At 71.7% G+C, this 24,151-nt stretch carries 16 protein-coding genes; 12 read left to right on the top strand and 4 right to left on the bottom strand.

What is annotated here, in order from left to right; genetic code table 11:
* Positions 1 to 16: 16 nt before the first annotated feature.
* Both IDM40_RS05180 and IDM40_RS05175 read right to left on the bottom strand, forming a co-directional pair.
* Entirely contained in the window at positions 17 to 562 is a 546-nt protein-coding gene (locus tag IDM40_RS05180) for a hypothetical protein (protein ID WP_193120766.1), read from the bottom strand.
* Positions 552 to 1,937 (bottom strand): hypothetical protein, encoded by a 1,386-nt coding sequence (locus IDM40_RS05175; protein ID WP_193120765.1) that lies wholly within the window; start codon positions 1,935 to 1,937, stop codon positions 552 to 554. Before IDM40_RS05175 ends, IDM40_RS05180 begins: the two co-directional genes overlap by 11 nt.
* Before the next feature lie 375 nt (positions 1,938 to 2,312).
* On the opposite strand from IDM40_RS05175, the gene IDM40_RS05170 reads away from it, so the two are divergent.
* Together IDM40_RS05170 and IDM40_RS05165 are read left to right on the top strand one after the other, a co-directional pair.
* Entirely contained in the window at positions 2,313 to 3,674 is a 1,362-nt protein-coding gene (locus IDM40_RS05170; RefSeq protein WP_193120764.1) for an MFS transporter, read from the top strand.
* Positions 3,675 to 3,803: 129 nt separating this feature from the next.
* Positions 3,804 to 4,355, top strand: coding sequence for a DUF1349 domain-containing protein (locus IDM40_RS05165; protein WP_193120763.1), 552 nt, complete (start codon positions 3,804 to 3,806; stop codon positions 4,353 to 4,355).
* Positions 4,356 to 4,500: 145 nt separating this feature from the next.
* On the opposite strand, the gene IDM40_RS05160 is transcribed toward IDM40_RS05165, so the two are convergent.
* A complete protein-coding gene (locus IDM40_RS05160; RefSeq protein ID WP_193120762.1) occupies positions 4,501 to 5,163 on the bottom strand; it encodes an esterase/lipase family protein in 663 nt (220 codons plus the stop codon).
* Positions 5,164 to 5,283: 120 nt separating this feature from the next.
* Between IDM40_RS05160 and IDM40_RS05155 the strand changes: the two genes are divergently transcribed.
* The 7 genes from IDM40_RS05155 to IDM40_RS05125 all read left to right on the top strand — a co-directional run bounded on the left by IDM40_RS05155 (position 5,284) and on the right by IDM40_RS05125 (position 17,524).
* Positions 5,284 to 8,001 carry a helix-turn-helix transcriptional regulator gene (locus IDM40_RS05155; RefSeq protein WP_193120761.1) on the top strand — a complete coding sequence of 906 codons (2,718 nt, stop codon included), beginning with the start codon at positions 5,284 to 5,286 and terminating at the stop codon, positions 7,999 to 8,001.
* A gap of 120 nt (positions 8,002 to 8,121) precedes the next feature.
* A complete protein-coding gene (fdh, locus tag IDM40_RS05150; protein ID WP_193120760.1) occupies positions 8,122 to 11,376 on the top strand; it encodes a formate dehydrogenase in 3,255 nt (1,084 codons plus the stop codon).
* Positions 11,373 to 12,260, top strand: a complete 888-nt coding sequence (locus IDM40_RS05145) for a 4Fe-4S dicluster domain-containing protein (protein ID WP_193120759.1) — start codon at positions 11,373 to 11,375, stop codon at positions 12,258 to 12,260. The genes fdh and IDM40_RS05145 overlap by 4 nt, the downstream gene beginning before the upstream one ends.
* On the top strand, positions 12,257 to 13,300 hold the full coding sequence (gene nrfD, locus IDM40_RS05140; RefSeq protein ID WP_193120758.1) for an NrfD/PsrC family molybdoenzyme membrane anchor subunit: 1,044 nt from the start codon (positions 12,257 to 12,259) through the stop codon (positions 13,298 to 13,300). The genes IDM40_RS05145 and nrfD overlap by 4 nt, the downstream gene beginning before the upstream one ends.
* A 65-nt stretch (positions 13,301 to 13,365) precedes the next feature.
* Positions 13,366 to 14,682: a hypothetical protein gene (locus IDM40_RS05135; RefSeq protein ID WP_193120757.1), complete on the top strand. Its 1,317-nt coding sequence runs from the start codon at positions 13,366 to 13,368 to the stop codon at positions 14,680 to 14,682.
* Positions 14,683 to 14,768: 86 nt separating this feature from the next.
* Complete coding sequence (locus tag IDM40_RS05130; RefSeq protein ID WP_193120756.1) at positions 14,769 to 15,530, top strand: ABC transporter ATP-binding protein; 762 nt, start codon at positions 14,769 to 14,771, stop codon at positions 15,528 to 15,530.
* Positions 15,518 to 17,524: a hypothetical protein gene (locus IDM40_RS05125; RefSeq protein WP_193120755.1), complete on the top strand. Its 2,007-nt coding sequence runs from the start codon at positions 15,518 to 15,520 to the stop codon at positions 17,522 to 17,524. Before IDM40_RS05130 ends, IDM40_RS05125 begins: the two co-directional genes overlap by 13 nt.
* Here the strand turns inward: IDM40_RS05125 and IDM40_RS05120 are convergent.
* Positions 17,460 to 17,957: a phosphoribosyltransferase gene (locus IDM40_RS05120; RefSeq protein ID WP_193120754.1), complete on the bottom strand. Its 498-nt coding sequence runs from the start codon at positions 17,955 to 17,957 to the stop codon at positions 17,460 to 17,462. The genes IDM40_RS05125 and IDM40_RS05120 overlap by 65 nt on opposite strands.
* A 306-nt stretch (positions 17,958 to 18,263) precedes the next feature.
* Here IDM40_RS05120 and pdhA point away from each other — a divergent pair, with 306 nt between their 5' ends.
* The 3 genes from pdhA to IDM40_RS05105 are packed head-to-tail and all read left to right on the top strand — an operon-like array spanning position 18,264 to position 21,734.
* The gene (gene pdhA, locus IDM40_RS05115) at positions 18,264 to 19,349 is read left to right on the top strand and encodes a pyruvate dehydrogenase (acetyl-transferring) E1 component subunit alpha (RefSeq protein ID WP_193120753.1); all 1,086 of its coding nucleotides are present in this window, start codon (positions 18,264 to 18,266) and stop codon (positions 19,347 to 19,349) included.
* A gap of 1 nt (position 19,350) precedes the next feature.
* Complete coding sequence (locus tag IDM40_RS05110) at positions 19,351 to 20,343, top strand: alpha-ketoacid dehydrogenase subunit beta (protein ID WP_193120752.1); 993 nt, start codon at positions 19,351 to 19,353, stop codon at positions 20,341 to 20,343.
* Positions 20,340 to 21,734, top strand: coding sequence for a dihydrolipoamide acetyltransferase family protein (locus IDM40_RS05105; RefSeq protein ID WP_193120751.1), 1,395 nt, complete (start codon positions 20,340 to 20,342; stop codon positions 21,732 to 21,734). Before IDM40_RS05110 ends, IDM40_RS05105 begins: the two co-directional genes overlap by 4 nt.
* Positions 21,735 to 24,151: the final 2,417 nt, after the last annotated feature.

Genomic DNA, 24,151 nt, shown 5'->3' with positions numbered 1-24,151 from the left:
GGGCCCGGAGGCCGAATCAGGGTGCGGAGCCCTGATCGGAACCCGGAGCTCCGCACCGGGGCTCGGTGCACCACAGATACTCGCCGTCGGGGCCGCGACCGGTGTGCCACAGGCCCTCCTCTCCCGGCGAAGGTCCCCACACCAGGCGCGGGCGGTCCTGCCCGTCCAGACCCAGCAAGATCGTCCTGGGCTGTTCACCGAACCCGCTCAGAGGCACCGTGGTGTGTTCGGAGCATGTGAGGTCGAGGCAAGAGACCAGAACCAGCTTCCAGGCGTCCAGGTCGGCCGTGGCCACGTGTGGCACGCCCTGCGAGTCGATCGCCAGACCCGGTGGGGCGTGCGTGGTGGTCCAGGCGTAGGGGCTACCGGTGAGCACACGGGAGGTCGACTCGGTACAGGCGGCGTCGTGGCAGTCGACGAGGTGAGTGCCGCTCTGTTGGGCGTCGGTGTGGGCGATGACCGGGGTTCCGTCCGGCCGGTACTCGATACTGGAGCCGGTCACCTCGATCGGGGTGTCGGCGTCGGTGGAGGCGTTGATCTGCCGGGTCAGCTCAGTGGTCACCGGGTCCGAGCAGGCGGTGTCGGCACAGTGGATCAAGGTGAAGGATCCGGAGTCCGGTTCCTGCACCGTCACGGAAAAGCCACCGTCGGGTGAGGCAGCCACGTCCAGCCCCATGTCCCCCCCGTGCGTGTTCGTCCCTGTGGAACCTGTCCGTCTGTTCGAGCTCTTCATCCAGATCCACTTCCCGGGGGTCGGTGCAGGCGGCGTCCTCGCACACGTGGGCACGCAGACCGTCGAGATGGTCGGGTCCTTCTTCCTCCATGCGGTGGTGTGGGTCGACGTAGGTCGTCACGACCACCCCGTTCTCCAGAGGTGCGGGGGCGCTGCGGTACTGGTCGGCCACACCGTGGGTCTCCCGCAGCTCGGCCGTGTCCAGGTCGTCGCCGAAGTGCACCGTGGTCCCGTCCTCGGAGATGGTCATCTGGCCGGCGTCTGCCCCGTCGAGGTCCAACGGCTCCGAGACCAGTTGGGGCGTGATGTTCGGCGACAGCGCTGTGGCCAGGGGCGGGGCTACGGTCGGAAGGGCCACGGCAACGGCCAACACCGGCACTGTCGCGCGCGGGACGGGCCACACCGTGTTTCCTGCGGCCGTTAGGCGCCGGTCCACGCGTGCCAGGTCGAGGTACCAGGGTGAGTCCGGGCTCGCGTGCACACCCGGGGCACACAGCAGCAGGAGTACGAGCGGGACGGCGAGGGTCAGGAGTGCTCCGCGGGCCGCCAGAGCCAGGAGCTGGTCGCCGCCGGAGCCCACGATGGCCCCGACGGCGATCTCGGTCCCGGTGACGGCCAGCACAGCGGTGGCGACGCAGGCCGACGTGAGCACCGCGTGGCTGGTGCGGCGCGTGGTGCCCAGTTCCCAGGCCCGACGCACGGCGTCCACCAGCCCTCGCCCCTCCAAGAGCGCGGCGGACAGCGCGACACACCACACCGCCATGAGTAGGAGGTAGGGCGGCAGGAGTACGAGCATGGCGAACGGTGGCGGGATGTCGCTCTCGGTGAACCTCACCATCCCCGTCCACAGCGTGGCGGCGGTCAGGGCGCCGGTCCCGGCGGTCCACACGACGAGTGTGCGCAGACGCCGCAGGCCGATGCGCCAGGCCGCAGCCACCGGGACGTCCCGCCCCATGAGCGCGGCGCTTCCGAGTGTGACCGCCGCGCCCAGGCCGACGGCGGCCCCAGCCAGGGCCGCGACCGTCAGAACACCGCGGGCCACGATGCGCCACGCGTCCGGATCGTCGAGGAGCACGGGCAAGCCGTTGGCGATGACGTGCCCGGGAAAGGACAGGAGCAGCGCAGCCGGCGGGGCCGCAAACGCCAGGGGCACCGTGATCGACACGAGCAGTGGCCACAGGCGTCGCACGTAGACGAGGCCCACAGCACAGAGGGTTGCCGCGATCCCGCCCGGAAGACCGAGGTCCTCGGGGCGGTTCTCCAGGTTCCGCGTGTGATGGCGGGGGCCGTGGCCCGTTCGGGCCGACTCGTCGGGGTGCACCTGGGGTCCTTGGGTCGGGGGATGCTGCGTGCGCAGGTTATCGACCTCCGGTGCGGCCCACCCCCGCGCGGTTCCCGGCCGACCCGCGCAGACCGACCGTTCGTTCAGGACATACGCGGCGAACAGGAAATAGGTGCCCCCAGTGGTTGGAGTGCTGTGGGTCACATGTCATGGTGTGCGTTGGATCACCGGATCGCACTGATTCGTCGTTCTGTTCGGCCCTCCCCCTGGGCCGGCGCGAGAACCTACGGAGCACCCATGGCACCTTCCGACCCACCCGCCTCCCGCCCGGACGGGACGCTCGAACCCCGGGAACGGCGCAAGGTCCTCGCCGGGACCATGGTCGGCACGACCATCGAGTGGTACGACTTCTTCATCTACGCCCAGGCGGCGGGCCTGGTCCTGTCCCCGCTCTTCCTGTCACCCCTCGCCGACGCCAACCCCGTCGTGGCGCAGGTGCTGGCCTTCGCCACCATCGGCATCTCCTTCCTCTTCCGCCCCCTGGGCGCGATCGTGGCCGGACACCTCGGCGACCGCTTCGGCCGCAAGAGGATCCTCGTGCTCACCCTGGTGATGATGGGTGTGGCGACCTTCCTCATCGGACTGCTCCCCACCTACGCGCAGATCGGCGTGGCCGCGCCGGTGCTGCTGATCTTCCTGCGCGTGGTGCAGGGCTTCTCCGCCGGAGGGGAGTGGGGCGGCGCCGCGCTGATGTCGGTCGAGCACGCCCCCGTGCACAAGCGCGGGCTCTTCGGCGCCTACCCGCAGATCGGCGTGCCCTGCGGCATGATCCTCGCGACCTTCGTGGTCTGGGCGATCACCGCGGCCATCGGCACCGACGCGTTCATGGAATGGGGTTGGCGCATCCCGTTCCTGCTGTCGTTCGTCCTGATCGTGGTCGGCCACCTCATCCGGCGAACGGTCGAGGAGTCCCCGGTCTTCGAGCTGATGCAGCGGCGCCGGGCCAAGTCCTCCGCTCCCCTGGGTCGCCTCTTCCGCAAGAACACCAAGGAGGTCGTGCTCGCCGCGCTGATCTTCGTGGCCAACAACGCCGCCGGTTACCTCGTCATCGCCTTCCTGGCCACCTACGCCTCACGCCCGGCGGAGGAGTTCGGTCTGGGCATGGACCGCGAGACGGTGCTCCTGGCGACCACCCTCGCCTCGTTCGGCTGGCTCATCTCGACCATGTACGGCGGGTGGGTCAGCGACAAGCTCGGCAGGGTGCGCACCTTCCAGGTCGGCTACGTCATCCTCGCGGTCTGGGCCGTGCCGATGTGGTTCATGATCGACACCGCCGACGTGCTCTGGTACTTCGTCGGGGTGTTCGTGTTCTGCCTGACCCTCGGACTGAGCTACGGGCCCCAGTCGGCGCTGTACGCGGAGATGTTCCCCGCCGAGATCCGCTACTCCGGTGTGTCCATCGGCTACGCGTTGGGTGCGATCCTCGGCGGTGCGTTCGCGGCCACGATCGCCGAACTGCTGCTGACCTCGTTCGGCGCCTCGTGGACCATCGGTGTCTACATCGTCGTGCTGTGCCTGATCTCGGGCACGGCCGTCTCCCTGGTGAAGAACCCGCAGGGTGTGGACCTCCACGTCGAGGACGACACGGCCGCGCGTTAGGCACGAGGGCGCACCGGGCGGGACCCGGACACGGCCCCGCCCGGTGCGGCTGTGCCGACTTGCCGTGCCAACGGTGAAGCGATATCCCTCGGGCAACGGAACGAACGGAGGCGGCCCGTGTACCCCGACATGCGATGGCTGAACCGGCCCCCGGAGTGGGACGTCACCGATGGCGTCCTGACAGCGGTCACCGGCGACCGCACCGACTTCTGGCGCGAGACCTTCTACGGTTTCGTCCGCGACGACGGTCACGTCTACGGCCTCGACGTCGAGGGCGTTTTCACCGCAGAGGTGACCTTCTCCGGGGACTACGAGACCCTTTATGACCAGCTCGGCCTCATGGTGCGCGTGGACGATGGGAACTGGGTCAAGGCCGGCGTCGAGTTCACCGACGGGGTCCCCCATCTGAGCGCCGTGGTCACCCACGGTGTCTCCGACTGGTCGGTGGTGCGACCCGCGGACACTGGCGGTGAGTTCACGCTCCGCCTCGTACGCCGGTACGACTCGGTGCAGATCCAGTACCGGGACGGCGACGGTTGGCAGATGTTGCGCATGGGTCCCCTGGTGCCCGCCGAGCGGGCGTTCGTGGGGCTCATGTGCTGCTCCCCGCAGCGTGCGGGGTTCCGGGCCCGGTTCCGCGACTTCACCGTCACAGGGGAGGCACCGGAGGGCCTGCATTGAGCGGTCAGGGGCCCGGGCCTGGAACGCTCTTCCTGGCCGGAGGCCTGGCCGGTTTCACGTGAAACACACATCGCGAGACGCCGACAGGGTGACCTGTCGGCGCCTCGCCATGGTCGACACCTCGACGAGGGCTGTGCCCGGGGCGTCAGAGCACGATGTCGCCCACGAGATCGATGACCTCGTCGTCCGACATCATCCCGATGTGCCCGATGCAGCCGGTCTCGATGTTCTCGGCGCCCGGCAGGGAGGTGCTGTCGACGGGCGAGATGACGGCGTCGCAGGGTGAGCGCATGGTCGTGTAGTCGACCGGCCCGGGGGTGGGGTCCTCGTTGAGGTCGTTGAGGAAGTCGGAGTCGTGGCGCATCTCCTCGCACGGGGTGATCGGCGAGGGGCACAGGTTCGCGATGTTCGTGCCGTTGTTGGGGCCGCCGATGGAGATCCACTGGTCCACCGTGTCGGTGCCGCCGAGGTTCTGGATGTAGTAGCGCGAGGAGAGTCCGCCCATGGAGTGCGTGACCATGTGCACGCGCTCGGCGCCGTGCTCGTCGAGGAGGTCGTCGACGTGGTCGCCGAGCCCTTCCGCGATCGTGGTGTTGGAGCGGGCCCAGTCGTAGTCGAAGGCGCTGAGCAGCTCCTCCGGGTAACCGGAGTCGGCCAGGGTCCCGCGCATCTCGTCCCACTGGTCGCCCTTGCCGCTGAAGCCGTGGACGAAGACGACGGGGGTGGACGGTTGGGCCGCGGCGGCCGAGGCGGGGAAGAGGGCAGCGACGAGGGCGAACCCGGAAAGCAGGGCGAGGAGGCGTCTCATGGGGGACTCCGTCGGTGAGGGGGTGGGGGAACTCCGAGTGTGTGTCCGTCCCCGCCGGGTGCGCATCGGCTGAATCGCCGGTCTCTTTACTCACGATTGACTGACGGGTAACTTGGCGGCGTGACAAGCGTGACCCCGCTCACACGCACCACACCGATGCACGGACGCCACCACGAACTCCTCCTGGTCCGGCACCTCCTCCGAGCCGCACGCTCCGGGGACGGCGCCGCCCTCCTGGCCACCGGATCCCCCGGAACCGGCCGCACCACCCTCCTGGAACGGGCCGCAGCGGACGCCGACGGCCTCACCGTCCTCCGCACCCGGGCCGCCCCCGCCGAACGGCACCTCCCCGCGGCCGGCCTCAACCAACTCCTGCACCCGCTCCTGCACCACCTGCCGCGCTTACCCGCCCGACCGCGCGCAACGCTCGTCCGGGCACTGGACAGCGGCGACCCCGGGCAGGCCGGGTCCGTGGCAGCAGCCGTCCACGGGCTCCTGGCCGCGGCGGCCGCGCGCACACCCCTGTTCGTCTGCGTCGACGACTTCCACCTGCTCGACCCCCTGTCCATGGAGGCCGTCGCCTTCGCCGCGCGACGCCTGCCCGCCGACGGGGCGGCGGCCCTGCTCACCTCCCTCCACGAACACCCCGATCACCTCGCCGGGGTCCCCGTCCACGCCTTACGCCCCCTGAGCCACACCGACCTCCTCCGAACCCTGGAGGAAACCCCCGGACTCTCCGGCACCGCACGCAACGACCTCGCCCGCGCCGCGCAGGGAAACCCCGGTGCCGCACTCGAACTGGCCGCCGGGGCCCGTGCGGCGGAGGCCGGCGACGTGCACACCGCGCCGCTCTGGGCGCCGCCCCCGGCCGAGGGCGAACGCACCGAGGCCTACGCGGAAACGATCGCGCGCCTGCCCGCTCCCGCCCGACGTGCCCTGCTCGAGACAGCGGCCGACCCCGTCCACGGCCCCGGCAGCACCGACGCCCTCACCCCCGCCCGGCGGGCCGGCCTGGTCACCGACGAACACGGCAGACCCGTCCCCGCCCATCCCCTGGCCCGTGCCGCGGCCTACCACCGGGCCGACCCCGAGGACCGGCGGAGCGCCCACCGCTCCCTCGCCGCCCGCGCGCACGCCTCCGGAGACCTCGACACCGCCCTGCTCCACCGCGCCGCCACCGCACCCGGCCCCGACGAGGGGATCGCCGCCGAGCTCGCCGCCTCAGCCCTCCGCGCGGCCCGGACCCGCGGTCACGCCCACTCCTCCGTCCTGCACCAGCAGGCCGCCGCCCTGACCTCCGACCCCTTCACCAGGGCCGTGCGCAGCGTCGAAGCTGCACGCGCCGCGTGGACCTCGGGAGACCCGGAACGCGCCCACCGGCTCCTCGACCGGGGCCACGCGGCGCCCGAACACGCTGACCTGCTCCGAGCCGAGATGGAACTGCGGTCCGGGGTGGCCATCGACGCCTTCCACCTCCTCGACGCAACGGTCACCCGAATCGCCGACCGCGACCCGCAGGCGGCCCTGCAAGGCCTGTTCCACGCGGGCGAGGCCAGTTGTCTCTCCGGTGACCACGCACGGTTCTTCGCCACCGCCGAGCGTGCGGGCCGGTGGCGTGGAGGTGAAGGGGTCCGTCACCCCCGCGACCTCCTCCACCTGGACTACATGGCGGGCAAGGCGGCGCTCTTCCGCGGACGCCACCGGGAGGGCGTGGCCACCCTGCGCGGGGTTCTCGACCGGGCCGACGCGGCCGGCGACCCGCAGTCCTTGGTGTTGGGCGCCATCGCCGGGCTGTTGTGCGGGGACCAGCAGCGCACCAGGTCCCTGGCCACCCGTGCCGCCACACGCGCGCGTTCGACCGGGGCCCTCGCCCTCGTCCCCCAGGCCCTGGAGTTCCGCACGTACGCGGAACTGTGGTCGGGGCGCCTCGCCCAGGCCGAGGCCACCGCCGTCGACGGGCTCGCGATGGCCACGGCTTCGGGGCAGCGCAACTGCGCCGGCCACCACCGGGGTGCTCTCGCCCTCGTCGCGGCGGTTCGGGGCGAGGAGGACGTGTGCCGCACCCACGCCGGTTCCGCCCTCGCGGTCGCTGCCGAGAACGACGTCGGCCTTCCCGCCGGACTGGCCGCCTGGGCCCTGTGCCTGCTCGACCTGGGCGCCGGCCGTACCGCCGAGGCAGCCCTCGGGCTCAGGGCGCTGGCGCACGCCGGCCCGGGCCGCGGGCACGCCGCCGTACGGCTGCTCATGACCCCGCACCTGGTGGAGGCGGCCGTCCGGGGCGGGGTCCCGGTACGGGTCGACGCGGGGCTGGCGACCTTCGAGGCCTGGGCCGGAGCCACCGGCGACGCCACCGCACACGCCCTGGTCATGCGCTGCCGAGGGCTGCTCGCCCCGGGCCGGGAGGCCGACGCCTGGTTCGAACGCGCACTCGAACTGCACGCCTCCGGATACTGCGACCTGGACGAGGCCCGCACACGCTTGCTGTACGGGGGCCATCTGCGCCGTACCCGCAGGCCTGGCCGGGCCCGCGAGCACCTCTACACCGCCCTGTCGTCCCTGGAGCACCTGGGCGCGGTGCCGTGGGCCAGACAGGCCGCGGAGGAACTGCGGGCCGCCCGCGGAACCACGGGCCCGTCCCCCGCCGTGGACCTGGACCGCCTCAGCCCGCAGCAGGCGCGCGTGGCCCGCCACGTCGTCTCCGGCGCCACCAACCGCGAGGTCGCCGCGCGCCTGCACCTGAGCCCTCGTACCGTCGACCACCACCTGCGCAACATCTACGCCGAGCTCGGTGTGCGCTCCCGGGTGGAACTGGCCCGCCTCGTCTCCCCCGCGGACTGACCCCGTCCGGAGCGCCCAAGCGTGTGCCCCGCGCGGCGTGTCCTCACCTGCCGTCCCCGCGCCGTGGCCGACGGTGAGACGAGCCCGCGCCGACCGTTGCGGGCCAGGGGGAGGCACACGATGGGGGTACGGACATGGATCGAGTCGTGGCCGGTCTACCGGCAACTCACGGGCGAAGATCCGACAGGTCGAGGGGCGGCCGCCAAGTCCCGGTGGAGTGAGGATCTGCGCCCGCGCACCGAGGACGCCGACCGTGTGGTCAAGTCGGTCTGCCCGTTCTGTGCCGTCGGCTGCGGACAGAACGTCTACGTCAAGGACGAGCAGGTCGTGCAGATCGAGGGGGACCCCGACTCCCCCGTCAGCCGCGGCCGCCTGTGCCCCAAGGGCTCGGCCAGCCTGCAGCTGACCACCGGCCCCTCCCGCGAGGAGAAGGTCCTCTACCGCCGCCCGCACGGAACCGACTGGGAGGCGCTCGACCTCGACACGGCCATGCGCATGGTCGCCGACCGGGTGGTCGACACCCGTGAGGAGACCTGGCAGGAGGAGAGCAACGGCCGCCGCGTCGCCCGCACCATGGGCATCGCGAGCCTGGGCGGGGCGACGCTCGACAACGAGGAGAACTACCTCATCAAGAAGCTCCACAGCGCGCTCGGCGTCGTGCAGGTGGAGAACCAGGCGCGTGTGTGCCACAGCTCCACGGTCGCCGGGCTCGGCACCAGCTTCGGCCGCGGCGGCGCGACGATGTTCCTGCAGGACCTGCAGAACTCCGACTGCATCGTCATCGAGGGGTCCAACTTCGCCGAGGCCCACCCCGTCGGGTTCCAGTGGGTGATGGAGGCCAAGGCCCGCGGCGCCGTCGTCATCCACGTCGATCCCCGGTTCAGCCGCACCAGTGCCCTGGCCGACCTGCACGTGCCGATCCGGGCCGGCACCGACATCGCGTTCCTCGGCGGGATCATCAACCACGTCCTCACCGAGGGGAAGTACTTCGAGGGGTACGTCAAGGCGTTCACCAACGCGTCCACGATCGTCACGGACGAGTTCCGGGACACCGAGGACCTCGACGGGCTGTTCTCGGGCTTCGACCCCGCCGCGCGCGACTACGACGTGTCGAAGTGGACCTACGAGGGTGTGGAGGTCGCGGCCGCGGCGGGCGACCGCAACCAGCTCTACAAGGCGCGGTCCGAGGAGGAACTGGACGTCTCGCGGTCGGGCCGCCCCGAGCAGCAGGGCGCGGGCGGGGCCGTGATCCGACACGCCTCGCGCCAGGACGAGACGCTCCAGGACCCGCGCTGTGTGTTCCAGATCCTCAAGCGCCACTACGAGCGCTACACACCGGAGATGGTGGAGGAGATCTGCGGGATCCCGAAGGAGACCTTCCTCCGGGTGTGCCGGCACCTCACCGAGAACTCGAACAAGGACCGCACGAGCGCGTTCTGTTACGCGGTCGGCTGGACCCAGCACACCGTCGGGTCGCAGTACATCCGCACCGCCTCGATCCTGCAGCTGTTGCTGGGAAACATCGGCCGGCCGGGCGGCGGGATCCAGGCGCTGCGCGGGCACGCCAGCATCCAGGGCTCCAGCGACGTTCCGACCCTGTTCGACCTGCTGCCCGGATACCTGCCGATGCCGCACGCGCACGAGGAACAGGACCTGGGTTCCTACGTGCGGGCCGTCGGCCACCCGCACAAGGGGTTCTGGTCGAACATGGAGGCCTACACCGTCAGCCTGCTCAAGGCGTGGTGGGGCGAGAACGCAACCGCCGACAACGACTACTGCTTCGGGTACCTGCCCCGGCTGACCGGGTCGCACAGCACTTACGACACGGTCATGGCGCAGATCCGCGGTGAGTGCAAGGGGTACTTCCTCATGGGGGAGAACCCCGCCGTCGGCTCGGCCAACAGCAGGGCCCAGCGCATGGGCATGGCCAACCTCGACTGGCTCGTGGTGCGCGACTTCTCCCTCATCGAGAGCGCGACCTGGTGGAAGGACGGGCCCGAGGTCGAGTCGGAGGAGTACCGCCCCGAGGACATCGGCACCGAGGTGTTCTTCTTCCCCGCGGCCGCGCACACCGAGAAGTCGGGGACCTTCACCAACACCAACCGCACGCTGCAGTGGCACGACCGTGCAGTACACCCGAGCGGTGACCGGCGAAGCGACCTGTGGTTCATGCACAGGCTGGGCGAGCTGATCCGCCAACGCCTCGCCGCTTCCGAGGACCCCAAGGACCGGCCCGTCCAGGAGCTGACCTGGGGGTATCCGCTCGAACCCGACGGGGAGCCCGACGCCGCCGCGATCCTGCGGGAGATCAACGGGCACGACGCCGAGGGACGTCCGCTCGACGCCTACACGGAACTGCGCAGTGACGGGTCGACCTCCTGCGGGTGCTGGATCTACTGCGGTGTCTTCAAGGACGGCGTCAACCAGGCCGCCCGCAAGAAACCCGGGTCCGAGCAGGACTGGATCGCGGCCGAATGGGCCTGGAGCTGGCCCGACAACCGGCGCATCCTCTACAACCGGGCCTCCGCCGACGAGGACGGACGCCCCTGGAGCCCGCGCAAGAGCCTCGTCTGGTGGGACGCCGAACGCGGAGAGTGGACCGGGCACGACCGCCCCGACTTCGAGAAACACAAGGCGCCCGACCACAGGCCGTCCGACGGTGCCGAGGGCGTGGAGGCGCTGAGCGGGCGCGACGCCTTCATCATGCAGTCCGACGGCAAGGGGTGGCTGTACGCACCCGCGGGCCTGAACGACGGGCCGATGCCGACCCACTACGAACCGCAGGACACCCCGTTCGACAACCCGCTCTACGCACAGGGCCGCAACCCGACCCGGCTGCTGTACCCGCACGAGTACAACCTGTACCACCCGGACCCCGGCAGCCCGGAGGCCGACGTCTACCCGTACGTGGTCACGACCTACCGGGTCACCGAGCACTTCACCTCCGGCGGCATGAGCCGGTGGACGCCCTATCTGGCCGAGCTCCAACCCGCGTTCTTCTGCGAGGTCAGCCCCGAACTGGCCGCCGAACGCGGGCTCAGCCACGGCGACTGGGCCACGGTCGTCACCGCCCGCAACGCCGTCGAGGCCCGGGTCATGGTCACCGACCGCATGGCCCCGCTACGGGTGCAGGGCCGGGTCGTGCACCAGATCGGCATGCCCTACCACTGGGGCCCCAACGGCTACAGCACGGGCGACTCCGCCAACGAGCTCATGTCCATGGCGCTCGACCCGAACGTGCACATCCAGGAGGTCAAGGCGCTGACCGCCGACATCCGGCCCGGCCGCCGGCCCAGGGGCCCCGGGCGGCGCGAACTCGTGCGTTCGTACCGCCGCCGCGCACGCATCACCGAGTCGACCGGAACGGGGGAATGAACGTGAGCACCGACAGCGGCGCCGAGCAACCGCGGCTCGGCTTCTTCACCGACACCAGCGTGTGCATCGGGTGCAAAGCCTGCGAGGTGGCCTGCAAGGAATGGAACATGGTCCCTGAGGACGGCCTCGACTTCACCGGGATGTCCTTCGACAACACCGGGGGCCTGAGCGCCGACACCTGGAGGCACGTGGCCTTCGTCGAACAGCGCGAACCCCTCGCCCACCAGGAGACCGGCCTGGGGCGCAGGGACACCGTCGACCTGGGCATGCCCTCGTTCGAGCTCCCCGGGGCGTCGGCGGCGCCGGAGGAGCGCGGCGAGTTCCGGTGGCTCATGTCCTCGGACGTGTGCAAGCACTGCACCCACGCGGCGTGCGTGGACGTGTGCCCGACCGGCGCACTGTTCCACACCGAGTTCGACACCGTGGTCGTGCAGCAGGACATCTGCAACGGCTGCGGCTACTGCATCCCGGCCTGTCCCTACGGCGTCATCGACCGGCGTGAGGACGACGGCCGGGCCTGGAAGTGCACCCTGTGCTACGACCGGGTCGGCGACGGGCTCGAACCCGCCTGCGCGAAGGCCTGCCCCACCGACTCCATCCAGTTCGGCGACCTCGACGAACTGCGCGAGCGCGCCGCACAGCGCCTGGAGGACCTGCACGGCGCGGGGGTGAGCTCCGCGCGCCTGTACGGCGAGGACCCGGACGACGGTGTCGGCGGCAACGGGGCGTTCTTCCTGCTGCTGGACGAACCCGAGGTGTACGGGCTGCCGCCGGACCCCGTCGTCACCACACGCGACCTGCCGTCGATGTGGCGGCACGCGGGTGCGGCGGCGGTGGTGATGCTGGCCGGGGTGGCCGCGACGTTCCTGGGAGGCCGGAAATGAGCACGTCGGACGTGACCGAAGAAGAAATGCACGGGCAGAAACCCGGGCGGGACGCCGTCACGGGCGCCGCCGGTGTCGTCGGGGAACAACAGCGGCGCGAACGCGACGCACGCCCCTCCGAACGGCACGCCGACGACGGCGAGTTCGCCTCGTACTACGGGCGGCCCGTGATCAACGCGATCGTGTGGGAGGCGCCCGCGATCGGCGGCTACCTGTTCCTCGGCGGCCTCGCCGGGGCCTCCTCCGCCCTCGCGGCGGGTGCGGAACTGACCGGCCGGCCGGGACTGGCCCGACCGCTGCGCTACACCGCCCTCGCCGCGATCTCCGGATCGACGGCCGCGCTCATCTACGACCTGGGGCGCCCGGAACGGTTCCTCAACATGCTGCGCGTGTTCAAACCGACCTCGCCGATGAGCGTGGGCTCGTGGATCCTCATGGGATACGGGCCCCTGGCGGGTGTCTCCGCGGTGACGGCCCTGACCGGGTGGTTCCCGCGCACCGGACGCCTGGCCACCTACGGTGCCGGGGCGATGGGCGCGCTCGTGGCGACCTACACCGCGCCCCTGGTCTGCGACACCGCCGTCCCGGCCTGGCACGAGGGCTACCGGTACATGCCCTTCGTCTTCGCCTCCTCCGCGGTCGCCGCCGCCGGGGGTGCGGGGCTCATCGGCGCGCCCACCGAACAGAGCGGTCCCGCACGCCGTGCCGCGGTCGGGGGCGCCATCGCCGAGACCGCGGTGTCCACGGCGATGGAGCACCGCATGGGGCTGTCGGGTGAGCTCTACGGGCGGGGGACGGCGGGCCGGTACATGCGCGCCGCCAAGACCCTCACGCTCGCGGGTGCCGCCGGGGCCGTGCTCGGTCGTCGCAGCCGGGTCGCCTCGGCGCTCAGCGGCGCGGCGCTCGTGGCCGGTTCGGCGTGCACCCGGTTGGGGGTCTTCCACGCCGGGCGCCAGTCCCAGGAGGACCCGAAGTACACCGTGGTGCCGCAGCGCCGGCGGCGCGACGCCCGCGAGCGCGCGGAGAACGCCCAGGTGTGAGGCGGCGCGGATGCCGGGGAAGGGTTCCCGGCACAGACGGACGGCCCGAGGAAGGATCTCCGCACGTGTTCCATCGACCCGGACTCCCCAGCGACCTGCCCGGCCCCGAGGACCTCTGGGGCCGGGCGGGTGCTGTCGCGGTCGTCTCGGCCGGGTCGGGGGCGGTCGACGCCGCCCTCGTCGACCGGTCCCTGGCCGTGGGGGTCCCCGGCTCGGGGTTCCGCCTGCTGAGGGTCGGCGACGGGCGTTTCGTGCTGCTCGGCCAGAACCCGGACAGCGCCCCGGCGACCGGGCTGCGCCGCCCCACCGACCCGTTCGACGGGGCTCCCTCGTGGCTGCCGGTCGATTGGCTGGAACGCCACCGTCTGACCGACCCGCACTTCCTCTACTGGTGGGAGGACACCTGGGTGCGCGCCGCCTATCCCGACGACTGGGACGACGACGGGATCGCCGGGCTGCTGGGCTGGTCGGCCACACCGTCCGCCACGGCGGATGAGGTCGCGCGCCTGCTCGGCCCAGGCTCCTCCGCGGCCGAGGTCGACGAGTTCGTGGCGCGGTGCATGGGCCGCGACCTCACCCGGGAGGCGGTCGCCGAGGCCGCGTCCGGGGTGTCCGGGTTCGACACCGGGACCGCGGTGACCGTCGCACACGGGCTGGGGCTCACCGAGGGTTCCGACCCGCCGGAGCTCCCCGCCGGTCAGGGGCCGCCGCCGGTGCGTTCGGTGCCGCTCATCGGCCGTGACGAGTGGGCGCTGCTCGTCGGGGACGCACTGCGCACCGCCGGCGAGGACCACGGCTACGACCCCTCGGGCCGCGCGGACCCCGCCCTGCTGGAGCACGGTCCGCCGGCCGACGGTGCTCCCCCGTGGGCCGGCCTGCTCGACCCGCGCACCCGGTGGTCGCCCCCGTGGCCGGGCCCGCCCGGGTTGCCCAGCGTGGACCCGGTGGAGATGGACGCACAGGAGCGGGCGGTGCTGATCGACCGGATCCGGGCGCTCGTCGTCGAGGCCGCGGACGGCCTCCCGTGGCGGAAGCTGCGCCTGGTCCACCGTGCGCTCGTGGGTTATGCGGGCGGCGAGATCGTGGCGGTGAGCCCCGACGCCGAGCACCACGTCCCGCTCCCCGACGGCCTGCGGGAGGAGATGGCGCTGCTGCGTTCGGCCACCTTCTCGCCCGGGTACGGCGCCTGGTTCACCGCCTGCCTGACCCTGGAACACGGCAGCGGGTGGCGCATGTCCTACGACCGCACCGACGAACCCGCGTTCTCGATCCCGCCGCCGGCGTTCAGTTACGCGCTCGACGCCCGGTACTTCCCCCGGGACGGGGCGCGGACGCCGCTGTGGCTGGCCGAACGGCTGCGCGCGGCAGGAGGGGGTTCCTGAGCGCGGGTCTCCGTGTGCCATGATCTCTGCAGAACCACAACAGAAGACGACTGTGCGCCATCACAGCCCATCCCCCCGAGGTGCTCATGGACACCCATCCCCCCGCCTTCGAGCTGTACGGCCTCAGGAAGACGTTCGGTGAGAAACGGGCCGTCGACGGCGTCGACCTCACCGTTCCCCGAGGTTCTTTCTACGGTCTCGTCGGGCCCAACGGCGCCGGCAAGACCACGTCCCTGACCATGGCCGTGGGCCTGCTCCGTCCCGACGCCGGCGGCGCGCAAGTCTTCGGCACGGACGTGTGGGGTGCCCCCGACCGGGCCAAGGCGATGATCGGGGTGCTGCCCGACGGCATGGCCATGCCCGAGCGCCTCACCGGACGGGAACTGCTCACCTACCTCGCGCAGCTGCGCGGCCTCTCCCCCGCCCAGGTGCAGGAACGGGTCGACGACCTCCTCTCGGGCCTGGGGCTCGACGAGGCCGAGAACACGCTGATCATCGAGTACTCGGCCGGCATGCGGAAGAAGATCGGGCTGGCCGGTGCACTGATCCACGCCCCCAGGCTCCTGGTGCTGGACGAACCGTTCGAGGCCGTCGACCCCGTGTCCGCCACCGTCATCAAGGACCTCCTGCGCTCGTTCGTCGACGGCGGCGGGTCGGTCGTGGTCTCCAGCCACGTCATGGCGCTGGTCGAGCAGGTCTGCGACCACGTCGGGGTCATCGCCCGGGGCAGGGTCCTGGCGCAGGGAACCGTGGGTGAGGTCCGCGGTGACCACGCCGGTCTGGAGGAGGCCTTCGTCGACCTGGTCGGCGCCCCCGAACCCGTGAAGGGGTTCGCATGGTTGGCGTGATGGTCCGGATGAAGCTGGCGATCCTGCGGCACGGTTCCGGGAGCCGGAGGGCCGTCGGCGGGGTGGTCGGTCTCGCCCTGGCGATCGCGACGCTTCTGACCGCCGCCTTCGCCCCGCTCCCCGCGGCGGCGGGTCTGCTCGCGGCGCTCGTCGCGGCGTGGACGCTCGGGTGGGTGCTGGGGCCGTCCGGCTCCGGCGGGGGTGACCAGTCCCTGCGGCCGGAGTACTTCGCCCTGGAAGCGTTCCCGGTCCGCCGTATCACCGCGGGGCTGCTGGCCTCCGCCTTCGTGGGTGTGACCGCACCGGTGACGGCGTTGGCGCTGGTGTCGCTGGTGCTGCTCGGGGCGCGGTTCGGCGCGGTGGCCGCGCTCGTGGCCGTGGTCGCGGTCCCCGCCCAGCTGCTCCTGACCGTGCTGGCCTCACGTGTGGTGACGGCGTTGTCGAGCGCGGCCCTGCGCACGCGCCTCGGTATCGAGGTCACCGCCCTGCAGAACGCGGCGGTGCTGGCGACCGGTTTCTCGGTCTTCATGCTCTACCAAGCGGTCTCGCAGTACTCCGACGTGCTGGGGTCGCTGTGGAACGAGGGTTTCGCCGACCCCTGGACGTCCGTACTGTTCGCCCTGCCCTCGGGGTGGGGCGTATGGGCGGTCACCGCGGCGGGCGAGGGCAACGTGCTCCTGGCCCTGGGGTTGCTGCTGGCGCTGGGGCTCTCCTCGATGGGCCTGATCGCGGTCTGGACCCGGCTCGTGCACACCCGGGTCACCAGCCCCACCACCGCGCCCGGCCGTGTGGGAGGTGGGCTGACCGGGTATGCGGTGCGCGTGCTGCCGTCGGGTCCCCTCGGCGCGGTCGTCGCGAGGGAACTGCGGACCTGGGGACAGGATCCGCGGCGCGCCCTGGAACTGCGCATCGCCCTGTGGACCGGCGTGCTCGTCTGCGGGCTCGGGCTCCTCGTGGGGCTGACCTTCATGGTTCCCCTGGCGGGCCTGGTCACCCTGGCCCTGGGCGCCCTCATGTCGCTCAACGTCTACGCGCTCGACGGCACGGCCCTGTGGCAGACGCTCCTCACACCCGGGGCCGAACGCCGCGACGTGCGCGGGCGCCAGCTCGTGTGGCTGCTGCTGTTCGTGCCGGTCGCGGTGGTGCTGTCGGCGGGCGGGGCCCTGGTGACCGGGCAGGACTGGGCGTGGCCGTGGGTGGCGGCCCTGCTGCCCGCGCTCGCCGGTGCGGGCGCCGGGTTCAGTGTTCTGTTCGCCGTGGCCTGGCCCGCCCCGGGGCCGGAACCCCATCGACACGGCGGGGACGCGCTGGAGTCCGGCGACGTGGTCGGACAGTTCACGCTGCTCTTCCCGATCCTCCTGGTGAGCTGCGTGCCGCCGGCCGTCGTGACCGCGATCGGGGTGTTCGGCGGCCTGCCGGGTGTGATGTGGGCCGGCGCCGCCCTGGGGGCGGTGGAGGGCCTGCTGTTCTGGTGGGTGCTGGGACGGGTCGCGTACCGGCGCCTGGAACGCCGCGGGCCCGAGCTGCTGACCACACTGCGCTGGGGATGGGACGCCACCGCCGGGCAGAGCGTGGCCGAGCGGGTCGAGCACGGCGGACCGGACCGGGAGGACGGCGGTGGCGGGGACGGCCCCGAGGAGCACGGCGCCCTGGTCGACCGCGTCGGCCGGAACCTGGAGACGATGCCACCGCGCACCGGCGCGCTCATGGCCGTGCTCGGCCTGACCTTCTGGCTGCCGCTCTACCAGGGTGCGATGTCGTTGATCGCCCTGGCCACCGGGGCAGTCGGCCGCTCCTGGCACCTGCCGCTGTACCTGCCCGAGGCGCTGCGGATGCCCGGTGCGGTGTTCGCGCTCGTCCTCGGCGCGGCGATGGCCGCGGCCCTGGTGTGGCTGCTCCTGCGCCGGCCGCGCGAGGACGGCGACGGGGTCAGGAGTCCAGGACCTGGCCCTGACGCTGAACGACCGGGGGCTCGACCGACCACGGGAAGTTGATCCACCGGTCGGTGTGGCGCCACACGTACTCGCACTTGATGGAGGACTGCGGCTTCTCGTAGATGACCGCGCTGCGCACCTCGGCGACGTGCTCGGCGCAGAAGTCGTGCACGAGTTTGAGGGTCTTGCCTGTGTCGGCGACGTCGTCGGCCACCAGGACCTTCTTGTCGCTGAGGTCCACCACGTTGGGCACGGGCGGGAGCATGACCGGCATGTCCAGGGTCTGGCCGACCCCCGTGTAGAACTCCACGTTCATCACGTGCAGGTTCTTGACGTCGAGCGCGTAGCCGAGGCCGCCGGCGACGAAGAGGCCGCCGCGGGCGATGGAGAGGATCATGTCGGGCTCGAACCCGTCGTCGGCGACCGCGGTGGCCAGATCGCGCATCGCGGTGCCGAAGAGTTCGTAGCTGAGGTTCTCGCGCTCGTCGCTCACGGGGATTCCTTAGTGACCGGTGGGTGTGGTGGGGGCCGCCGACCCGCTTCCTCGCTGGTGGGGGCCGGTGCGGCACCGGCCCATCGTATGCCTGTCCGGTGTGTGCCCCGGAGGGACGGGGTGCCGGGAGGGCCGGACAACTGTCCAGCCTCCCGGGTGGTTCAGGTCACATGGGTGGACGGTTGGCCAGAAAATCCGGCGAAGATCGCGACGTTTTCTCGGATCTTCCCGGTTTGTGGCGAACAGATGGCTCCGAATCGCACCATGTTGCCGTACGAGTCATCCACGACACACGGAGGTGGTCGCATGGCCGACGCCCGGGACCTGTTGCCCTCCGAGCAGCCCGTACAGCTGCTCGACACGTCGGGCCGCGCGGTCGACCACCCGGTCCTGCCGCTCCCACACAAGGACCGGTTGCTCGCCGCGTACGAGTCCCTGGTGGTCGGCCGCCGCGTCAACGACCAGGCCGGAGCCCTCGTCCGGCAGGGCAAGCTCGCCGTCTACCCCTCCTCCCACGGCCAGGAGGCCTGCCAGACCGGCGCCGCCCTCGCCCTCGCCGACGGCGACTGGCTCTTCCCGACCTACCGGGACACCGCGGCCGCCGTGGCCCGGGGCGTCGACCCCGTCGAGGTGCTCACCCTGCTCAAGGGTGACTGGCACTCCGGCTACGACCCCCACGAACACCGCGTCGCGCCCCAGGCCACACCCCTGGCCACCCAGCTCCTGCACGCCGTCGGCGTCGCACACGCCGCCCGCCTGCGCGGTGAGGACACCGTCGTCATGGCCCTGTGCGGCGACGGAGCCACCAGCGAGGGCGACTTCCACGAGGCGCTCAACTTCGCCGCGGTGTTCAACGCCCCCGTCGTCTTCTTCGTGCAGAACAACGAGTACGCGATCTCCGTCCCCCTCGCCCGCCAGACCGCAGCGCCCTCCCTGGCACACAAGGGCATCGGCTACGGGATCAAGGGCGAACGCGTCGACGGCAACGACATCGCCGCGGTCCTGGCCGTGCTCGAGCGCGAGGTCGCCGCCGCCCGCGCCGGCGCAGGACCCCGGCTCGTGGAGGCGCACACCTACCGGATGCAGGCCCACACCAACGCCGATGACGACACCCGCTACCGCGACGGCGGCGAGGTCGACCCCTGGCGCGAACGTGACCCCCTGCTGCGCGCCGAGGCCCACCTCAAGCGCAGACGGGTGCTGACCAAGGCCCGCGCGGCCCGCATCGCCGAACGAGCCGAGGAGGTAGCCGCCGCCATGCGCGCCGGTGCGGACGCCGACCCCGACCCGGACCCCTCGCAGCTCTTCGCCCACGTGCACTCGCGTCCCACACCCCAACTGACCGAGCAGGCCGCCTTCCTGGCCGACGAACTCAGCAGAGAGGGCAACTGACATGGCCGAACGGTTCACGAAGACGTCCATGGCCCAGGCCCTCAACCTGGCCCTGCGCGACGCCATGGCCGAGGACCCGACCGTGTACGTCTTCGGCGAGGACGTCGGCCCGCTCGGCGGGGTCTTCCGCATCACCGACGGCATCACCGACGACTTCGGCGAGGAGCGCTGCTTCGACACCCCGCTCGCCGAGTCCGGGATCGTCGGCATGGCGGTGGGCATGGCCATGAACGGCATGCGGCCCGTCGTGGAGATGCAGTTCGACGCCTTCGCCTACCCCGCGTTCGAGCAGATCGTCAGCCACGTCGCCAAGACCCGCAACCGCACCCGCGGCCGGGTCACGCTGCCCATGGTGATCCGGGTTCCGTACGCCGGAGGCATCGGCGGGGTCGAACACCACTGCGACTCCTCCGAGGCCTACTACGCGCACACCCCCGGCCTCACCGTGCTCGCCCCCTCCACCCCCGCCGATGCGTACTGGATGCTGCGCGAGGCGATCGCCCTGCCCGACCCGGTCGTGTTCATGGAGCCGAAGAAGCTCTACTGGGGCAAGGACGAGGTCGACCTGAGCACCCCTGCACCGGGCATCGGTACCGCCGTGCTCCGCCGGGAGGGCACGGACGCCACGCTCATCACCTACGGGCCCTCCGTGCCCACCGCGCTCGAGGCCGCCGAGGCCGCCGCGCAGGAAGGGCGCAGCCTGCAGGTCGTGGACGTGCGGTCCCTCGTGCCCTTCGACGACACGACGGTGTGCGAGGCAGTGCGTTCCACCGGCCGGGCCGTCGTCGTCGCCGAGGCGAGCGGGTTCGCCAGCGTCGCCTCGGAGATCGCCGCGCGTGTGAACGAACGCTGCTTCCACTCCCTCGCGGCCCCGGTCCGGCGTGTGACCGGGTTCGACATCCCGTACCCGCCGCCGAAGCTGGAACGCCACCAGCTGCCGGGTGTGGACCGCATCCTCGACGCCGTCGACGACCTTCAGTGGGAGGACCAGTGACAGACCGGACCTTCGACCTGCCCGACCTGGGCGAGGGCCTGACCGAGGCCGAGGTCGTGCGCTGGCTCGTCGCCGTCGGCGACACCGTGGCGCTCGACCAGCCCGTCGTCGAGGTGGAGACCGCCAAGTCGATCGTCGAGGTGCCATCGCCCTTCGCCGGCACCGTCGGCGTCTTGCACGGCGAGGAGGGCGCGGTCGTCGAGGTGGGGCGGCCGCTTATCACCGTGGTGTCGGGGGATTCCGAGGCGGCGGGTGCGGCGGTGCCCGCGCCTACGGCTGCGACTGCGCCCGACCCGGCCGGTGAGCGCTACCGGGAGGAGGAGCGTGCCGGATCCGGCAACGTGCTCGTCGGTTACGGGACCCCCGAGACCGGTGGCCGGGGACGCACGCGCCGTCCCCGGACCCGTCCCGCCGCGACCGCCGTACCGTCCACGGGTGGGCGGGGCCGCGTTCCGGAGCCCCGCGGGGTGCCTGAGCCCCGCCGGGTTCCGCTGGTGACCTCTCCCCTGGTCCGGCAGATGGCGCGGGAGGCGGGCATCCGTGTTGCGGACCTCGAGGGGAGCGGTCCGAACGGGCTGATCATGCGCAAGGACGTGCGCGCCGCGATCGACGTCGCGGGTCAGGACACCGGCGGCCGGAGCAATGGCGGACGGGACGCCGTGGCCGCGGCGGCTGGTGCCCCCGGTGCCACCGACCCCCGCACCGGCCTGCCCGAGTCCGCGCGGGTGCCCATAACCGGGTTCCGCAAGAGTGTCGCCACCGCGCTCTCCCGCAGTCGCCGGGAGATCCCCGAGGCCACCGTGTGGGTGGACGTCGACGCCACGGAGCTGGTGCGCCTGCGGGAATCGCACCCCGACGGCCCCGGGCTCATGGTGTACGTGGCCCGGTTCGTCCTCGCCGGACTGCGCGCGCACCCCGAGCTGAACGGGTGTGTGGACACCGACCGCGAGGAGCTCGTGCGCTACGACGGCGTCAACCTCGGCCTCGCCGTGCAGACCGACCGGGGTCTCGTTGCCCCGGCCGTGCTCGGTGCCCACCGGTACACGACGGCCGAGCTGGACACCGAGATCCGGCGGGTGACAGCGGCTGCGCGTGAGGGGAAGTCGTCCCCCGCCGAGATGACCGGCGGCACGTTCACCCTGAACAACTACGGAGCGCTGCGTGTGGACGGGAGCGCCGCCATCATCAACCACCCCCAGGTCGCGATCCTCGGGCTCGGCCGCATCATGGACCGGCCGTGGATCGTCGACGGGGAGTTGACCGCCCGCAAGATCACCCAGCTCTCCTTCGCCTTCGACCACCGTGTCTGCGACGGGGGCACGGCCGCCGGGTTCATGCGTGTTGTTGCTGACGCCATGGAGGACCCCGCCGCCGCCATCGCGGGGTTGTAGTCACCCACGGCGTGCAGTTCTGGAGGCTTTCAGCCCTGGAGGAAAGTCGACTGTGCACTCCGTCTCCGGAGCGGGTGGCCCGTCCGGAGGTGGAGCTCGTTCCGGGGCCGGTGGGGTGCGTGCCGGGATGCCTGTGNTGTTCTGGGGGGGGTGTTCTGGGGGGGTGTTCTGGGGGGGTGTTCTGGGGGGGTGCCTCGGGGGTGGTGGTTCGTCGGGGCCGGATCTTAGCCCGGCCGGGCCCTCACGCAACCCTCATCGGCGCCACCCCCTGACCCTTTCTCTGGGCGGTGAGGGTGGCGGCGTTGTGCGTGGTTGTTCGGGGCGCCTCGGGGTGTGCGTTCCGGCCCTGTTCGCCGGGCTGACCCGACCCGCATCGACGAACCACCCGCTCCCCCGAGGCCCCCGCCAGCCCAAAGGAACGGGGTCAAGAGCCAACTGCTACTGCCACCCCCTGGGGTGCTTCATTGTGGCCAACGGTTCAGGTGTGGGGGCGGTGGCTCGCTCCTGCGGAAGGCCAACGGCACAGGCACGCCCCGCGNGTGTGGGGGCGGTGGCTCGCTCCTGCGGAAGCACAGGCACGCCCGCGCACTCCCGGCCGAGCATTGAGTGTCGGGGGTGGCGGGTGTGCGGGTGTCCTCCGGGCCCCGGCGCTCCCGGCCGAGCATTGAGTGTCGGGGGTGGCGGGTGTGCGGGTGTCCTCCGGGCCCCGGCGCTCCCGGCCGAGCATTGAGTGTCGGGGGTGGCGGGTGTGCGGGTGTCCTCCGGGCCCCGGCGCTCCCGGCCGAGCATTGAGTGTCGGGGGTGGCGGGTGTGCGGGTGTCCTCCGGGCCCCGGCGCTCCCGGCCGAGCATTGAGTGTCGGGGGTGGCGGGTGTGCGGGTGTCCTCCGGGCCCCGGCGCTCCCGGCCGAGCATTGAGTGTCGGGGGTGGCGGGTGTGCGGGTGTCCTCCGGGCCCCGGCGCTCCCGGCCGAGCATTGAGTGTCGGGGGTGGCGGGTGTGCGGTGGCCGGGTTGGGGGTTCTCCAGTTCGTACAGGATTGGCGTCCGACCCGCCGTCGGCCAGCACCTGCGTCGACGCCTACTGCTCGAGAGATTCTCCGACCGAGCCACGCCACGATACGACCGCCGAAGACGGGGACGTCCGCGGATCTGGAGATTCTCCAACCCTCGCAGGGNGGCGCCTCGGGGTGTGCGTTCCGGCCCTGTTCGCCGGGCTGACCCGACCCGCATCGACGAACCACCCGCTCCCCCGAGGCCCCCGCCAGCCCAAAGGAACGGGGTCAAGAGCCAACTGCTACTGCCACCCCCTGGGGTGCTTCATTGTGGCCAACGGTTCAGGTGTGGGGGCGGTGGCTCGCTCCTGCGGAAGGCCAACGGCACAGGCACGCCCCGCGCACTCCCGGCAGGGCATTGAGTCCCGGGGTGGCAGGTGTGCGGGTGTCCTTCAGGCCCCGGCACTCCCGGCCGAGCATTGAGTGTCGGGANGCCGGGCTGACCCGACCCGCATCGACGAACCACCCGCTCCCCCGAGGCCCCCGCCAGCCCAAAGGAACGGGGTCAAGGGCAACTACCCCACCCCCTGGGGTGTTTCATTGTGGCCAACGGTTCAGGTGTGGGGGTGGTGGCTCGCTCCTGCGACGGCACAAGCAACGGCACAAGCAACGGCAACGGCACAGGCATGCCCCGGCACTCCCGGCGGAGCATTGAGGCCAGGGGTGGCAGGTGTGCGGGTGTCCTTCCGGCCCCGGCACTCCCGGTCGAGCATTGAGTGTCGGGGGTGGCGGGTGTGCGGTGGCCGGGTTGGGGATTCTCCAATCCGTACAGGATTGGCGTCCGACCCGCCGTCGGCCAGCACCTGCGTCGACGCCTAGATGCGACCGCCGAAGACGGGGACGTCCGCGGACCTGGAGATTCTCCAACCCTCGCAGGGGTGACGCCCGGTGCGCCGCCAATGACCCCTTGCTCCAACGCGCATCGCAGCAGAGATTCTCCGCTCGTACGGCGCCGCGACGTGACCGTCGAGGACGGGGAGAGCTCGATGGCACTGGAGATTCTCCAAGCACCGCAGCGGCGGANNNGGGTTGGGGATTCTCCAATCCGTACAGGATTGGCGCCCGACCCGCCGTCGGCCAGCACCTGCGTCGACGCCTACTGCTCTCGAGAGATTCTCCGACCGAACCACGCCACGATGCGACCGCCGAAGCCGGGTCCGTGCCCGAGGCTCTGGAGATTCTCCAAGAACCGCGGCGGCGGCCGGGCGTCGGTGGCGAGGGCGCGCACCGAGGTGCACCGCGACTCGAGATTCTCCAACTAACCAGCGGGTTTGTGGACGCTACTCCCCCGCTTCAGAATACCCGAGGCAAAGGCCCCCGTGGAGTTATCCACAGGCCCATTTTGTGAGTGAATAGGGGCGCCCGT

Source organism: Nocardiopsis coralli (genome assembly GCF_014892575.1).
GTDB classification, from domain to species: Bacteria; Actinomycetota; Actinomycetes; order Streptosporangiales; family Streptosporangiaceae; genus Nocardiopsis; species Nocardiopsis coralli.
This window is presented reverse-complemented; position numbering and strand designations above follow the sequence as displayed.